The sequence below is a fragment of the Kitasatospora sp. NPDC001119 genome, from assembly GCF_053598475.1.
The window spans coordinates 228,378-241,795 of record NZ_JBSFKI010000006.1; the positions used below are offsets into that span (position 1 = coordinate 228,378).

The window sequence follows — 13,418 nt, forward strand, 5'->3', positions numbered from 1 at the left end:
CGGGACCTTGGCCCCGGCCGGACCGGTCCTTCGGCCGGAGCCGAAGTGTTCGCCCGAATGGCGCATCATGTGGCGGGTGCAGAGTGCAGAGCGCCCCGGAGCGGGCACCGACGGCCCCGTCGGCCGGTCCGGACCAGTACCACCCGCCGGCCTGCCACCGGGCCCGGCGGCCGCCGCTCCCCCCGATCTGACGGAGGCGGTGCGGGCCGCGCAGGGCGGGGACGAGGAGGCGTTCCGGCTGCTGTTCCGGACCGTCCAGCCGGGCCTGCTGCGCTACCTGCGGGTGCTGGTCGGCGGTCGGCCGGAGGGTGCCCAGGACGCCGAGGACATCGCCTCCGAGGCCTGGCTGCAGATCGCCCGCGACCTGCGCGGCTTCTCCGGCGACGGGGACGGCTTCCGCGGCTGGGCCGCCACCATCGCCCGCCACCGCGCCCTCGACCACCTGCGCGCCCGGCGCCGCCGTCCGGTCGCCGACCTGCCCTTCGAGCAGCTGGTCGAGCTGGCGGCGGGGGACGACACGGCGCGGGCGGCGCTGGCCACGGTCGGCACCGCCGACGCGCTGGCCCTGATCTCCCGGCTGCCGCGCGACCAGGCCGAGGCCGTGCTGCTGCGGGTGGTCATGGAGCTGGACGCGGAGAGCGCCGCCCGGGTGCTCGGCAAGCGGGCCGGCAGCGTCCGGATGGCCGCCCACCGGGGGCTGCGGCGGCTGGCCAAGCTGGTCGAGCCGCTCGCGTCCGGGGGCGGCATCCCGGCGGCCCGGAGCGGCGAGGCGGCGGGTGGGGCCGGCACCGGAACGGTGGACGGAACGACGGACACGGCGGCGGCCGGAGTGGGCGCGGGCGAGGCCGCCGGGCGACCCGCGGGGAAACCCGCGAAAAAAAGTTCTCCGCAGGGTGTGACAGAACGCCGGGCCGCGACGCTGAAGGACATGAGATGAGCACCAACCGATCCCGTCGGATCGACCGTGATGCCGCCGAGCAGCTGCTCGGTGGTGCCGTGGGCGGCCCGTCGGCCGGGCAGGACGCCTCGCTCACCGGACCGGACGGCGGTCCCGGGCAGCTCGCCCGGGTGCTCGCCGCGGCCGCCGCCCCCGCGACGGCCGGCGAACTGGCCGGGGAGGAGGCCGCCCTGGCCGCGTTCCGGGAGGCGAGTCTCACGCCCGACCCGACAGTGACCCCCGTCCGGAGACGATCGATGGCAACCGCCGCGCTGGCCAGGGCCTTCAGCACGAAGGCCACCGCCGTCGTGCTCGGCGCCACCGCGCTGTGCGGTGTCGCCGTCGCCGCCGGCACCGGCAACCTGCCGTCCGCCCTGGGCGGTGGCCCGTCCGCGCCGGAGCACACGCTCGCCGGCCAGGACGCGGCCACCGGTCCCGCGGCGGGCTCGCCCGCTGCCGGACCGTCCGCGGGTGCGGCCCCGTACGGTGCCGTGGCGTCCGGCTCCGCCCGTCCGTCCGGAAGTGCCTCCGCCGGACCGCAGGCGGTCGTCCCGTCCGACCCCGCGACGCCCGGCACCCCCTCCGCCGAGAGGCGCGGCGGCCGTTCGGCCGTCCCGCCCGCACTGCTCGGCCTCTGCACCGGCTTCACCGACCGTACGGCCAAGGGCGACCGCCCGGCCCGGCTGGTCGGCGATCCGCTGTACGGCCCGCTGGTCACGGCGGCCGGCGGCGCGGACCGGGTGGCGGACTACTGCGAGGCCGCGCTCGACGACGAGGACGGCGACCACCAGGGCGCCGGCACCCCGACGGGCGACCCCGGCCGCGGCGGCACCGGCAAGGGGAACAGCGCCAACAGCGGCGGCAACGGCAACGCCAACAGCGGTGGCAACGGAGGCAATGCCGACGGCAACGCCAACGGCAATGCCAACGGAGGCCGTGGCAACGCCAACAGCGGCGGCAACGGCGAGGACGGCGGCGGCAGCGGGACCAGACCGGGCAAGCCCGGCGTGACCGTGCCCCCACCGGGCGCCGTCCCCCCGTCGGACGTCCGCCCGAGCAGGTCCGCCCGGCCCGGGAACGAGCAGTAGGCCGGGAGGCACCCCCCCAGGACTCCGGGTGGGCGGCGAGCGACTCCCCCCGGGCTCGCCGCCCACCCGGAATAGCACCACCCGAAGTACCGCACCACCCGCAGGAAGCAGTACCACCCGAAGACCCCGGGTGGCCGGTCGGCTCCCCCGTGCCAACCGGCCGCCCGGCCGGCTCCGGCCGGACCGGTAGGCGCACCCCGGACGCGCCTCCGGCCCGGCCGGCCCGGAAACGTGCGGCCCGCCCTCCCGCAGTCAGGGCGGGCCGCACCCCCGTGCCGGCGGCCGGGGGACCGCTGCCCGGTCCCCCGACCGCCACCCTCCGCCCCCGGCGGACCCGCTCGGCGGTGCGGCTATCGTGCACGGGTGCACGAGGCGGCCCGGGACCCCGGGGCCAGGGCACGTGAGGGGAGCTCCAGGTGATCGGACGGGCGCTGAACGGGCGTTACGAACTCGTCGGGATACTCGGCGTCGGCGGCATGGCGACCGTCTGGCGCGGGGTGGACCGGGTGCTGGGCCGTCAGGTGGCCGTCAAGGTCCTCAACGGAGGCCTCGCCGACGACCCCCGCTTCGCCGAGCGCTTCAGCCGCGAGGCCCAGCACGCGGCCATGCTGGTGCACCCGAGGATCGTCATGGTCTTCGACTCGGGCGTGGACCAGGGCACCCCGTTCATCGTCATGGAGCTGGTCACCGGCCGTTCGCTGGCCGCCCTGCTGGCGGAGCAGCAGGTCCTGCCGGTGGAGCGCGCGGTCGGCATCGCGGCGGCGGTCTGCGAGGCGCTGTCGGTCGCGCACGCGGCCGGGCTGGTGCACCGGGACATCAAGCCCGGGAACATCATGATCACCGACGACGGCGGGGTGAAGGTCGTCGACTTCGGCATCGCCCGGGCCGGCTCCTCCAGCAACCTGACCCAGACCGCGAGCGTGCTCGGCACGGCCGCCTACCTCTCGCCCGAGCAGGCCACCGCCTCGGCGCTGGACGGCCGGACCGACCTGTACGCGGTCGGCTGCGTGCTCACCGAGATGCTCACCGGCGCGACCCCGTTCACCGCCGAGACCCCGGTGGCGATCGCCTTCAAGCACGTCAGCGAGCAGCCGCTGCCGCCCTCCGTCCGGCGCCCCGGCCTGCCGCCCGCGCTGGACGGGGCAGTGCTGCGGCTGCTGGCCAAGAACCCGGCGGACCGCCCGGCCGACGCGGCTGCCGCCCGGGCCGAACTCCTCGGCACGGTACCGGGACTGATGGTCGGGGACCCGACAGCGGAACTGCTCGCGAACACCGCCGGCGCCGCCACCCAGCTGCTGCCGCCCGTGCCCTTCTCCCCGCCGTCGAACCAGCCGTACCAGCCGAACCAGCTGAGTCAGCCGGACCAGCAGCACACCACCCTGCTGCCGCCCCAACCCCCGGCCGCCACCTCGGTGATGGCGCCCATTCCCGGCCCGGTCCCCGCCCCGATGCGCGCCCCGGCGCCCGCCCCCGCCGCCAGGCCCGCGCCCGCCCGTGGCCGCCGAAAGCCGCTGGTGCTCGGGGCGTTGGGCGTGGCGGGCCTGGCCGGCGTCACGGCGCTGGCCCTGACCGCCTTCGACGAGCCGGCCGGCAACGCGGCCGCCGCCAAACCGGCCGCGGCCACCGCCCCCACCACCCCCGCCGGTTCGGCCGCGACGCCCACCCAGAAGGCCTCCCCGACCGCGACCTCGGCGGCCCCCACCACCCCCTCGGCGCCCCCGTCCGCGCCCCCGGCCCCCACCCAGGCCGTCCCGCGCAACCAGCCCGCCGCGCTGCAGATCCAGGCCTTCCGCCAGGCCGTCGCCCAGGCCCAGGTCGGCAAGGAGCGGGACAAGCAGGCGGAGCTGCTCAGGATCCTCGACACCACCGCCGCCCGCCTCAACGAGGGCAACCCGGACGACGCCGCGCAGGAGCTCAAGGACGCCCAGAAGGTGATCCGGGACATGGGCAAGAAGCACGCCGTCGACGTCCCCACCTACGCCAACTGGAACGCCCGCCTCTCCGCCCTGTACGCCACCCTCCACACCACCGCCGACTTCCAGGACGACTGACGGGCCGCCACGATGGCGGTGTGCCGACGCTCGGTACCGTCGCCCTCGGCGCCGAGCGCGTCGACTGGAAGCGCTACCCCGAGGACCCGGACTTCGTGGTCCTGGCCGACACCGAGGGCAATCGCTTCTGCGTGATCGACACCGGCCGATCCTGAGCCCACAGTGTTGTCCACAGGCTGTGGACAACACTGTGCGGCAACCGGTCCATACGTCGGGCCGGTTCAGCCCCGCTCGCGGATCCTGCGTTCGACGTTGCCGCGGATCGCCCGGGAGGCCGTTCCGGCGGCCGCCGCGAGGAAGACGAAGTTGTACCCGATCTGGAGCACCACCACGAGCCGTGCGGTCTGCCCGGCCGGGGTGATGTCGCCGTAGCCCACCGTCGCCATCGTCACGACGGTGAAGTAGAGCGCGTCCAGCCGGGTCTCCAGTCCGGCGAACTCCGCCTTGTGGGCGCCCAGGACGTAGTACGTGGCGGCGAAGATGGTCAGCGCCAGGAAGATCAGGAAGGCCAGCCAGAGCACCGGCTGCCTGGCCGTCCCCCGCATCACCCCGACGATCTTGGCGAGCATCAGCCAGGTCAGCCCGACCAGCGCCCCCGCGAACACCAGCCAGCTCAGCAGCGGCCGGCGCTCACCCAGCAACTGCAGTGGCAGCAGGAAGTACCCGAGCATCAGCAGCGTGGACGCGCCGAGCAGCCAGGACCAGGCCCGCAGGTCGGCGGGCGGCGGCAGCGGGTTCTCGGACATCCCGCTCAGCCTCGGCCACCGCACCCTCCGGCGCGCGTCGGACTGCTCCGCTCAGGCCAAGCCCGGTGCCCGGGCGGGCCGGCCCGCTCAGGCCGGGGCCTGGGTTCCTTCCCCGGGCTGCCCCGGCTCGTCCAGCAGCTCCAGCACCGCCAGGACGGCGACCAGCCCGAGCGCCAGACAGAGCGTCACCAGCACCGTCGGGTAGCTCCACAGGACGAAGGCCAGCGCCGCGAGCGCCACCGCCAGCCAGCCCAGCGGGGCCTTCCAGCGGTGGACGAACCGGCCGACCGGCCCGAGCCGCAGCCCGGACCGTCCGGCCACCCGCCGTACCGCGCCCAGTCCGGCGCGCCAGCCACCCCGGACGGCGCGTGCCCAGCGCCCGGGGCCGATGACCCAGGCGCCGAGCGCGACCAGCAGCCCGAGGGTGACCACCACCCGGACGGCCGAGCGCAGGTACCGCACCAGGGTGTCGTACACCGCCTGGGCGACGGCCTGGTCGACGTCGGCGGGGAGCCGGTCCAGGTAGACGGCCCGGAACACGCTCAGCCCGATGCCCAGCAGCAGCGCACCGCCCGCCATGCCGAGGGCCGTCGTCACCACCGCCTGGCGCCGCCGGGTCGCGAGCAGCACCCCGCCGAGCGCGCAGGCGCCGGCCAGCACCGGGACCCAGAAGCCGGCCAGGTCCAGGACCCGCAGGGCGGTGCGGACCTTGGGGATGGCGTCGGACTGCACCAGCGGGTACGAGGTGTGGATCTCCGGGATCCGGGAGGCCAGCGGGACGCCCTGGTCGACCAGCGCGGACTTCACCCGGGCGATCACCGGGGCGAGGTCCAGCACCACGGTGTCGTTGCGGACCTCGACGGCGCCGCCGCCCTGTCCGGTCACCATCTTCTCCAGGGCGGCGTGCGCGTTCCGGTTGACCTCCGTCCAGAGGGCGACGAAGGCGTCGCTGTCCACGAGCCGGGCGACCTGGGTGTGGACGAGGCCGCTGAGTCCGTCGGTCAGGGCCTGGCCGATGCCGCCCAGCAGGGCGCCGAGCTGGGGCCGGTCGGCCGGGGCGAGGCCGTCGAGCAGCGAGTCGAGCGGGAGCTGCTTCACGATCTCGGCGGTCACCCGGTCGGTGACGGCCGTCTTGATCCGGGGGTCCCTGGCCAGCGGGGCCATCGTCGCGAGGTAGCGGTCGGTGTCGCTGATCTGGGACCTCGCCCAGAAGGCGAGGGCGCTGAGCGGGGTGAGCACGCAGGCCAGCACGATCAGCAGGGCGGCGAGGAAGGAGCGCACCCGGTGCCGGGGCGGCGGACGGTCCGTCGGGTGCGGCGCCGGGCCGGTCGCCAACTGTCGGGCGAGCCGTGCCTCCTGGGCCTCGACGGCGCTCAGCCGGGCCCGCAGCTCGGCCAGCTCGTCGCCGGGCCGGTCGGTCGGCATGCCGGGACTCCGTTCCTCCGGGGGTGCAATCCAGGAGACAACGGATCAGATCGGACGGCCAGTCGGGAGGCGCGGTGGCGCGAACGGCCCCGCGACCAGCCCCTGTGCGGGCCCGCGAACGGCCCCGCGAACGGCCCGGAACGGCGGAAAGCCCCTGGTGGGGTCACCAGGGGCTTTCCGGAGGAGAAAGGAGGATCAGGCGGTCGTCTCGGGCCGCTTGGTCTCGGTGGCCTTGGTCACGTTGGTCGGCGTGACGGCCGGGCGGTCGGCGCTCTGCTGGGGAGCGGCGGTGCTCTGCGCGGTACCGGCGGCAGCGGCGTCCGCCGGGGTGTCGTCCTCGCGCATGGCCTTCGTCTCGGCCTTCAGGATGCGCATGGACTTGCCCAGACCGCGGGCCATCTCGGGCAGCTTCTTCGATCCGAACAGCAGGATGACGACCGCCAGCACCACGAGAATGTGCCAGGGCTCAAGACCGTTCCGCAGCATCCCTGGCCACCGGTCCCTTCTTGTCTAGAGTCGTGGCGGGCGCCAGCGCCCGTGTTGGCCAGTATGCCTGGCCATGACGGAGAACGGATACACCAGCTGGGAAACGCTGGCCAAAAACCAGGTGCCGTTCGAGCGGATCGCGAGCGCCGCGCCGTCCACCTGGCCGAATGCGGGTGCCGAAGCTCACACCCGCCGACCGCTCCGGTCCGATCGGTATCCGATCAGTAGATGAACGGCACCAGACGCTTCGACACCCGGCGGTACTCCGCGTACTCGCTCCCGAGGGCGTCCAGCAGCAGGCGCTCCTCGGCGGAGATCCGCCAGCCGTACGCGGCGAGCAGCAGGGCCGCGACCACCAGGGCGGCGGCCCAGCCGCCGGTGCCGACCGCGTAGCCGACCCAGACCAGCAGGCTGCCGGCGTAGCCGGGGTGCCGGATCAGCCGGTACGGGCCGGTGCGGACCACGCGCTGGGTGTCCACGGTGCGCAGGGTGCGGGTGTAGTAGCGGCCCAGGGTGCGCATGCCCCAGGCCCGCAGCGCCAGCCCGGCGGCCACCGCGGCCACCCCGAACCAGCGGGCCCAGGTGGGCAGTTCGCCGACCGCGGCGCGGTCGAACAGCACCACGGCCAGGACGGAGAGGGCGTAGCAGCCGAGCAGCAGCCGGGTCGACCCGCGGTCGCCGCGGTCGGCGTGCCAGCTGCCGGCGGAGGCGTCCTCGCGCCGGCGCAGCAGCAGCTCGTAGGCGATCCAGCAGAGGAGGCCGAGGAGGGAGAGGAGGGCGGGCAGGGACATGAGGGGCTCCCGGCGGTCGGGTCCGAGGTGTGCCTCCATGGTCCTCCCCGGCGGGCGGCCGGGGCACGCACCCGGGGGTGGACCCACCGCGGTCCACCCCCGGGTGGAGGCCGGGCGCGGGCGTCGCGCGGCGTTCGGGCGGGGTTCGGGGCGCGGACGGCGGAGAGCCCCCGCCCGGGTGGGCGGGGGCTCTCGATGACTCGCGTGGATCGGGCCGGCCGGGTCAGGCGGTGACGGGCTCCGGGGCGGGGGCGGGGGTGGCGGCCGGGAGGTGGCGCATCAGGCGGTAGGCCAGGGCCGCGGCGCCCAGGGCGAAGACCAGGCCGACCACGGCGGCGACGTGCAGGCCGTCGGTGAAGGCGGTGCGGGCGGTCTCCAGCAGGTCGGCGCCGAGCCGGCCGGGCAGGTGGGCGGCGACGGTGGCCGCGCCGCCGAGGGTGTCCTGGGCGGTCCGGGCGGCCTCGCCGTCGACGCCGGCCGGGAGGGCGCCGTCCAGCCGGTGGTGGTAGACGGCGGCGCCGGCCGCGCCGAGCAGGGCGATGCCGAGGGAGCTGCCGAGTTCGACGGCGGTCTCGGAGGTGGCGGAGGCGGCGCCGGCCTGCTCGACCGGGGCGGCGGAGACGACCATCTCGGCGGTCATCGTCATGGTGCCGACCGTCCCGGCGGCCAGTACGCCGGCCGCGGTGAGGGCGAGTGCCAGCGGGGAGTGCGGGCCGACCTGGGTCATCATCGCGAAGCCCGCCGAGCCGACCAGGAAGCCGCCGCCCATCAGCACCGCCGGGCGGACCCGGCCGGCCAGGGCCGAGCTGACGCCGACCGCCGCGCCGACGCCCAGGCTCGGCACCAGCGACCAGAGCGAGGCGGTCAGCGGGCTCATGCCCTTGACCAGCTGGAGGTACTGGGAGGTGAAGAGGGCGAAGCCCATCATCGCGAACATCGCGATGCTGTTGACGCTGATCGCGCCGCTGAAGGTGCGGATCCGGAACAGGCCGAGGTCGAGCAGCGGGTTCGCGGCGGTGCGCTGGCGCTGGACGAAGGCGCCGGCCAGCAGGAGTCCGGCGACGACGGCGAGCCCGGGCAGGAGGCTCCAGCCCTCGACGGCGATCGTCTTGACGCCGTAGACCAGCGGCAGGATCGCGGCCAGCGACAGCGCGGCGCCGAGCAGGTCGAAACGGCCGGTGCGGCGGGTGGAACGGTACTCGGGGAGCAGGACGGGCGCGGTCAGCAGGACCAGGGCCATGACCGGGACGGCGAGCAGGAAGGCCGAGCCCCACCAGAAGTGCTCCAGCAGCAGGCCGCCGGCGACCGGGCCGAGGGTGGCCCCGGCGGTGAGGATGCCGCCCCAGGCGCCGAGCGCGATCTGCCGCTGCCTGGGGTCGTGGAACATCGTGCGGATCAGCGCGAGGGTCGAGGGCATCACGGTGGCCCCGGCGGCGCCGAGCACGGCGCGGGCCGCGATGAGCTGGCCGGCGTCGTGCGACCAGGCGGCCAGCAGCGAGGCGCCCGCGAAGCCGGCGGCGCCGATCATCAGCAGCCGGCGGCGGCCGATCCGGTCGCCCAGCGCGCCCATCGTGATGAGCAGCCCGGCCAGCAGGAACGAGTACATGTCCATGATCCACAGCTGCTGGGTGCCGCTCGGCGCCAGCGTGGTGGAGATGTACGGGACGGCGAAGAAGAGCACGCCCATGTCCATGGTGAGGACGAGGGTCGGGAGCAGGAGGACGGCCAGGCCGATCCATTCGCGACGGCCTGCGCGGCCGGTGGTTGCGGTCATGGGGAAGACGGTACGGATGTGTCAGACGCTTGTCTAGTACACATGTGCAAGACATCTGTTCAGTTCTTCCGTAGGATCGGGGCATGGGAAACCGCGAAGACCTGATGGCCGGCGCCAAGCGCTGCCTGTACGAGAAGGGCTACGGGCGCACCACCGCCCGTGACATCGCGACCGCCTCCGGCGTCAGCCTGGCCGCGATCGGCTACCACTTCGGCTCGAAGGAGACGCTGCTCAACGCGGCGATGATCGAGGCGATCGGGGAGATGGGGGAGGCGCTCGGCGCGGTGGTGATCGCCGCCAACCAGGTGTCGGACGACCCGGAGGTGCGCTTCGCGGCCGTCTGGGACGGGTTGCGGGACGTCTTCGTCGAGCACCGCGGGCTCTGGGCGGCCCAGTTCGAGGCGCTCGCCCAGGCCGGGCACGCCCCCGAGCTGGCGCAGGCCTTCGCGGCGGCGCAGAAGGAGGGCCGGCTGGGCCTCGCCGCGGTGTTCCGGGGGCTGCCGGAGGTGCCGGACACCGAGGAGGAGGTCGCCCGCGGGAGCTTCTACCAGACCCTGCTGGCCGGTTACTGCGCCCAGTGGCTGGCCGCGCCCGAACTCGCGCCCAGCGGGCAGGACTTCCTGCGCGGGCTGCGGCTGGTCAGCGACAGCGTGTTCAACCCCGTGCGGCCGTAGGGAACGTCCCGCCCGTGGGGTGCGCCCCGCCCGGGGGGAGCGCCCCGCGCGCCCGTAGCGGGTGTTCCGCCGCCCGCTACGCGGTGACGGCGGTCAGCAGCACCACCGAGTCGACGTGCGCCAGCAGCCCGTGCCGCTCCTGCGGGACGGGCTCCAGGCGGCCGGCCGCCAGTTCCAGCCGCCGGCCGGCGATGGTCAGCGAGACCCGGCCGCGCAGCACCTGGACGCTGCCCGCGGTGGGCGGGTTGTGCTCGTCCAGCGCGGTGCCGGCGGTCAGCGCGATCACGGTCTGCCGCAGGATCCCGTCGTGCAGGACCAGGTGGGCGCTGCGCCCGTGCGGGCTCTCGGCCGCCCGGGCGGCGTGCTCCACGGCGAGCTGTTCGAGATCGGGCATCGCGCCTCCTCCTCGCTCCGGGCGCACTCCGTGTGCCCAGGGTCGCGGACGCCCGGGGGCCCCGCACCCGGAAGCGCTCCGCACCCCGGAAGGGCCCCGCATCCCGGAGCGGCCCGAGGTGCAGCCCCCGCCGACTGCCCGCATCGTGGAGGCATGGCGACCAACCAGATCTTCAACGGGCTTCAGGTCAACCGCTCGCTGCTGGCCGGCGGCGTGGTGCTCACCGGCGTCGGATCGCTGCTCGGCGCGGCCGGCGCGGCGATGGTGTGCGCCGCGCTGTTCACCGCCGGCCGCGGCTGGCTGCGGAGCCTGGAGACCGCTCCGACCGCGCTCGCCCAGCGGGCCCTGCACGACGCGAAGGTGGCGTCCTCGGCCGGCTGGGACGCCTGGCGCGCCCAGCACGGCTCGCCCAACTGAGCCGGTACGGCTGTCGGGCCGGGTGCGGCGGGTCACGCCTCCGGGCGGCCCGCCGCACCCGGCCCGAACGGCCCGAACGGCCCGGGCGACCCGAACGGCCCTACAGCCCGAGCGACTTGGCGATGATGCTGCGCATGACCTCGCTGGTGCCGCCGTAGATCCGGAACACCCGGTTGTCGGTGTAGAGCCGGGCGATCGGGTACTCCAGGATGTAGCCGTAACCGCCGTGCAGCTGGAGGCACTTGTCGATCACGGTGGAGGCCGACTCGGTGCAGAACAGCTTCGCCGCGGCCGCGTCCGCGACGGTCAGCTCGCCGTCCTGGTACAGCTCCAGCGCCCGGTCCACCATCGACTGCTGCGCCACCACCTGGGCCTCGCAGTCGGCCAGGGTGAACTTGGTGTTCTGGAACTCGGCCACCGCCTTGCCGAACACCTTGCGGTCCTTGACGTACTGCACCGCGAACCGCACCGCCGCCGCGGACGCCGCGTAGGCGCCGACGGCGATCGCCAGCCGCTCCTGCACCAGGTTGTGGGTCAGGTAGGAGAAGGCCCGACCCTCCTCGCCGAGCAGGTTCTCCACCGGCACCCGGACGTCGCTGAACGCCAGCTCGGCGGTGTCCGAGGTGCGCAGGCCGATCTTCTGCAGCTTGCGGCCGACGGTGTAGCCCGCGGAGGAGGTGTCCACGCAGAGGATGGACAGCCCGGCCCGGCGGTTCTCCGGGTCGTACGGGGCGGTGCGGCAGACCACCAGGACGAGGTCGGCCAGCACGCCGCCGGTGATGAAGGTCTTGGCGCCGTTCAGGACGTAGTGGGTGCCGTCCTCGGAGAGCCGCGCGGTGGTGGTGATGCCCGCGAGGTCGGAGCCGGCGCCCGGCTCGGTCATCGCGATCGCGGTCATGATGTCGCCGGAGACGAAGCCGGGCAGCCAGCGCCGCTTCTGCTCCTCGGTGGCGTACTCCAGCAGGTACGGCAGCACCAGGCCGGTGTGCACGCCCGAGGAGCCGAAGCTGACGCCCGCCCGGGCGGTCTCCTCGGCGACCACCGCCTGGTACTTGAACCCGCTCTCGCCCGCGCCGCCGTACTCCTCCGGCACCTCGATGCCGTAGACGCCGAGCGCGCCGAGCTGCCGGTAGAAGTCGCGCGGCGGGTGGCCCTCGGCCTCCCAGCTCTCGTAGACCGGGACGACCTCGTTGGCGATGAAGTCCCGGATGGTCTCCCGGAAGGCCTCGTGGTCCTCGTTGAACACGGTGCGGCGCACGGCGGCGCTCCCTTCGACGGCACCGGCCGGGGCTGCCGGCCGGGGCGGAACGTGCCTGGTGATGGCCCCACAAGTTAATCCGGGGTAGCTTCGACTGTCCAGCGTCCGAAGGCTATTGGAGCACGGGCGGCGGAGGCGGCAAGTGAATCCTTGCTAGCCTGCTGGGAGTGTCCGGGGAGACAGCGGGGAGGCGCGCCATGGTGGTCCGACGGCCGCCCGGGCGGCGCGCCCAGATCCTGGCCGTGGCCGCCGACCGCTTCCACCGCAGCGGCTACCACCAGGTCTCGATGACCGAGGTCGCCGCCGGTGTCGGCATCACCGCGCCCGCGCTCTACCGGCACTTCCGCGGCAAGCCCGAACTGCTCGACCGCGCCGTCCGGTTGGGCCTGGACGCGCTCGCCGAGGGCCTGCGCCCGGCCCGCACCACCGCCGACCTCGGAGCCGCGCTGGCCGCCGTCGCGGTCGGCCACCGTCCGCTCGGCACCCTGGTGCAGCGCGACGCCCGGCTGCTGCCGCCGGCCCGGCGGGCGGCGCTGCGCCGCGAGCTGCGCGCGGACGTCACCCTGATGGTCGCCGTGCTGCGCGCGGAACGGCCGGAACTCGCCGTCGGGGACGCCGAGTTGCTCTGCTGGTCGGCGCTCTCGGCCTGCGCCGGGCTCTCCTACCAGTCGGCGGCGCCGCAGCCCCGACGGGCCGAGGCGCTGCTGCGCGAGGTGGTCGCGGCCGTCCTCGCGGTCTCCCCGGGCGGTACGGCCGCGGGGTCCGGCGCCGTGGCCGAGCCGCGGCCGACGCCGGAGCCCAGGGCGCGGGCGCGCCGGGAGGAACTGCTCGCGGCGGCCGTACGGCTGTTCCACCAGCGCGGCTTCGACAACGTCAGCACCGACCAGCTCGGCGCCGCCGTCGGCATCTCCGGCCCCAGCGTGTACCGGCACTTCGACAGCAAGGCCGAGCTGCTCGCCGCCTCGCTGGTGCGCAGCCGCGAGCGGCTCTGGCACGAGGTGGACGGCGCGATCGCGGCCGCCGCCGGGCCCGGGGCGGCGCTCGACGCCGGGCTGGGCGCGTACGTCGACTTCGCGCTGCGCAACGGGGACTACCTGGGCGCGATGCTCAGTGAGACGGAGCGGCTGGCCCCGCCCGACCGCCGGGCCGCGGTGGACTTCCGGCGGGACTTCCTGCGCACCTGGGTCGGACTGCTGCGGCAGGTGCGTCCCGGGTACGACGCGGCGGCCGCCCGGATCCGGGTGCACGCGCTGTTCGCGCTGGTCAACGACGGGGTGCGGAACCGTCCGCACAACGCCCGGCCGGACCTCGGGGACTGCCTGCTGCGGCTCGGCCGGGCGGTGCTGGGGCTCTCCTGACCGAGGCTCCCCCGGGGCG

General features: G+C 75.1%; 14 protein-coding genes. 7 read left to right on the forward strand and 7 right to left on the reverse strand.

The annotated features are described in order from the left end of the window. Positions 1–67: 67 nt before the first annotated feature. The 4 genes from ACWDD9_RS10025 to ACWDD9_RS10040 all read left to right on the forward strand — a co-directional run bounded on the left by ACWDD9_RS10025 (position 68) and on the right by ACWDD9_RS10040 (position 4,231). A complete protein-coding gene (locus ACWDD9_RS10025) occupies positions 68–937 on the forward strand; it encodes an RNA polymerase sigma factor (RefSeq protein ID WP_449811311.1) in 870 nt (289 codons plus the stop codon). Continuing rightward, positions 934–2,025 (forward strand): hypothetical protein, encoded by a 1,092-nt coding sequence (locus ACWDD9_RS10030; protein WP_449811312.1) that lies wholly within the window; start codon positions 934–936, stop codon positions 2,023–2,025. The genes ACWDD9_RS10025 and ACWDD9_RS10030 overlap by 4 nt, the downstream gene beginning before the upstream one ends. 416 nt (positions 2,026–2,441) lie before the next feature. Then, complete coding sequence (locus tag ACWDD9_RS10035; RefSeq protein WP_449811313.1) at positions 2,442–4,076, forward strand: protein kinase domain-containing protein; 1,635 nt, start codon at positions 2,442–2,444, stop codon at positions 4,074–4,076. A gap of 20 nt (positions 4,077–4,096) precedes the next feature. Beyond that, positions 4,097–4,231 carry a VOC family protein gene (locus ACWDD9_RS10040; protein ID WP_449811314.1) on the forward strand — a complete coding sequence of 45 codons (135 nt, stop codon included), beginning with the start codon at positions 4,097–4,099 and terminating at the stop codon, positions 4,229–4,231. A gap of 66 nt (positions 4,232–4,297) precedes the next feature. Here ACWDD9_RS10040 and ACWDD9_RS10045 read toward each other — a convergent pair whose 3' ends face one another. From ACWDD9_RS10045 to ACWDD9_RS10065, 5 genes are all read right to left on the reverse strand, one after another. Beyond that, a complete protein-coding gene (locus tag ACWDD9_RS10045) occupies positions 4,298–4,822 on the reverse strand; it encodes an ion channel (RefSeq protein WP_053112473.1) in 525 nt (174 codons plus the stop codon). 87 nt (positions 4,823–4,909) lie between these two features. Next, positions 4,910–6,247: a hypothetical protein gene (locus ACWDD9_RS10050; RefSeq protein WP_449811315.1), complete on the reverse strand. Its 1,338-nt coding sequence runs from the start codon at positions 6,245–6,247 to the stop codon at positions 4,910–4,912. Between the two features lie 195 nt (positions 6,248–6,442). After that, positions 6,443–6,733, reverse strand: coding sequence for a Sec-independent protein translocase subunit TatA (gene tatA / locus ACWDD9_RS10055; RefSeq protein ID WP_049659292.1), 291 nt, complete (start codon positions 6,731–6,733; stop codon positions 6,443–6,445). A gap of 221 nt (positions 6,734–6,954) precedes the next feature. After that, the gene (locus ACWDD9_RS10060) at positions 6,955–7,524 is read right to left on the reverse strand and encodes a methyltransferase family protein (RefSeq protein WP_117488457.1); all 570 of its coding nucleotides are present in this window, start codon (positions 7,522–7,524) and stop codon (positions 6,955–6,957) included. A gap of 223 nt (positions 7,525–7,747) precedes the next feature. Next, positions 7,748–9,298 (reverse strand): MFS transporter, encoded by a 1,551-nt coding sequence (locus ACWDD9_RS10065; RefSeq protein ID WP_449811316.1) that lies wholly within the window; start codon positions 9,296–9,298, stop codon positions 7,748–7,750. Between the two features lie 83 nt (positions 9,299–9,381). On the opposite strand from ACWDD9_RS10065, the gene ACWDD9_RS10070 reads away from it, so the two are divergent. Further along, entirely contained in the window at positions 9,382–9,972 is a 591-nt protein-coding gene (locus tag ACWDD9_RS10070) for a TetR/AcrR family transcriptional regulator (protein WP_049659214.1), read from the forward strand. A gap of 76 nt (positions 9,973–10,048) precedes the next feature. Here ACWDD9_RS10070 and ACWDD9_RS10075 read toward each other — a convergent pair whose 3' ends face one another. After that, complete coding sequence (locus ACWDD9_RS10075; RefSeq protein WP_049659213.1) at positions 10,049–10,366, reverse strand: cupin domain-containing protein; 318 nt, start codon at positions 10,364–10,366, stop codon at positions 10,049–10,051. Between the two features lie 153 nt (positions 10,367–10,519). Between ACWDD9_RS10075 and ACWDD9_RS10080 the strand changes: the two genes are divergently transcribed. Next, positions 10,520–10,783, forward strand: coding sequence for a hypothetical protein (locus tag ACWDD9_RS10080; protein WP_074001753.1), 264 nt, complete (start codon positions 10,520–10,522; stop codon positions 10,781–10,783). Between the two features lie 100 nt (positions 10,784–10,883). On the opposite strand, the gene ACWDD9_RS10085 is transcribed toward ACWDD9_RS10080, so the two are convergent. Then, positions 10,884–12,041: an acyl-CoA dehydrogenase family protein gene (locus ACWDD9_RS10085; RefSeq protein ID WP_049659211.1), complete on the reverse strand. Its 1,158-nt coding sequence runs from the start codon at positions 12,039–12,041 to the stop codon at positions 10,884–10,886. Between the two features lie 197 nt (positions 12,042–12,238). Between ACWDD9_RS10085 and ACWDD9_RS10090 the strand changes: the two genes are divergently transcribed. Beyond that, positions 12,239–13,399 (forward strand): TetR/AcrR family transcriptional regulator, encoded by a 1,161-nt coding sequence (locus tag ACWDD9_RS10090; protein ID WP_449811317.1) that lies wholly within the window; start codon positions 12,239–12,241, stop codon positions 13,397–13,399. The last annotated feature ends 19 nt before the right edge of the window (positions 13,400–13,418 follow it).

Coding starts and splice junctions, on each gene's coding strand:
- ACWDD9_RS10080 (WP_074001753.1), top strand. CDS start 10,520: ATGGCGACCAACCAGATCTTCAACGGGCTTCAGGTCAACCGCTCGCTG.
- ACWDD9_RS10060 (WP_117488457.1), bottom strand. CDS start 7,524: ATGTCCCTGCCCGCCCTCCTCTCCCTCCTCGGCCTCCTCTGCTGGATC.
- ACWDD9_RS10075 (WP_049659213.1), bottom strand. CDS start 10,366: ATGCCCGATCTCGAACAGCTCGCCGTGGAGCACGCCGCCCGGGCGGCC.
- ACWDD9_RS10030 (WP_449811312.1), top strand. CDS start 934: ATGAGCACCAACCGATCCCGTCGGATCGACCGTGATGCCGCCGAGCAG.
- ACWDD9_RS10045 (WP_053112473.1), bottom strand. CDS start 4,822: ATGTCCGAGAACCCGCTGCCGCCGCCCGCCGACCTGCGGGCCTGGTCC.
- ACWDD9_RS10025 (WP_449811311.1), top strand. CDS start 68: ATGTGGCGGGTGCAGAGTGCAGAGCGCCCCGGAGCGGGCACCGACGGC.
- ACWDD9_RS10065 (WP_449811316.1), bottom strand. CDS start 9,298: ATGACCGCAACCACCGGCCGCGCAGGCCGTCGCGAATGGATCGGCCTG.
- ACWDD9_RS10090 (WP_449811317.1), top strand. CDS start 12,239: ATGGTGGTCCGACGGCCGCCCGGGCGGCGCGCCCAGATCCTGGCCGTG.
- ACWDD9_RS10050 (WP_449811315.1), bottom strand. CDS start 6,247: ATGCCGACCGACCGGCCCGGCGACGAGCTGGCCGAGCTGCGGGCCCGG.
- tatA (WP_049659292.1), bottom strand. CDS start 6,733: ATGCTGCGGAACGGTCTTGAGCCCTGGCACATTCTCGTGGTGCTGGCG.
- ACWDD9_RS10070 (WP_049659214.1), top strand. CDS start 9,382: ATGGGAAACCGCGAAGACCTGATGGCCGGCGCCAAGCGCTGCCTGTAC.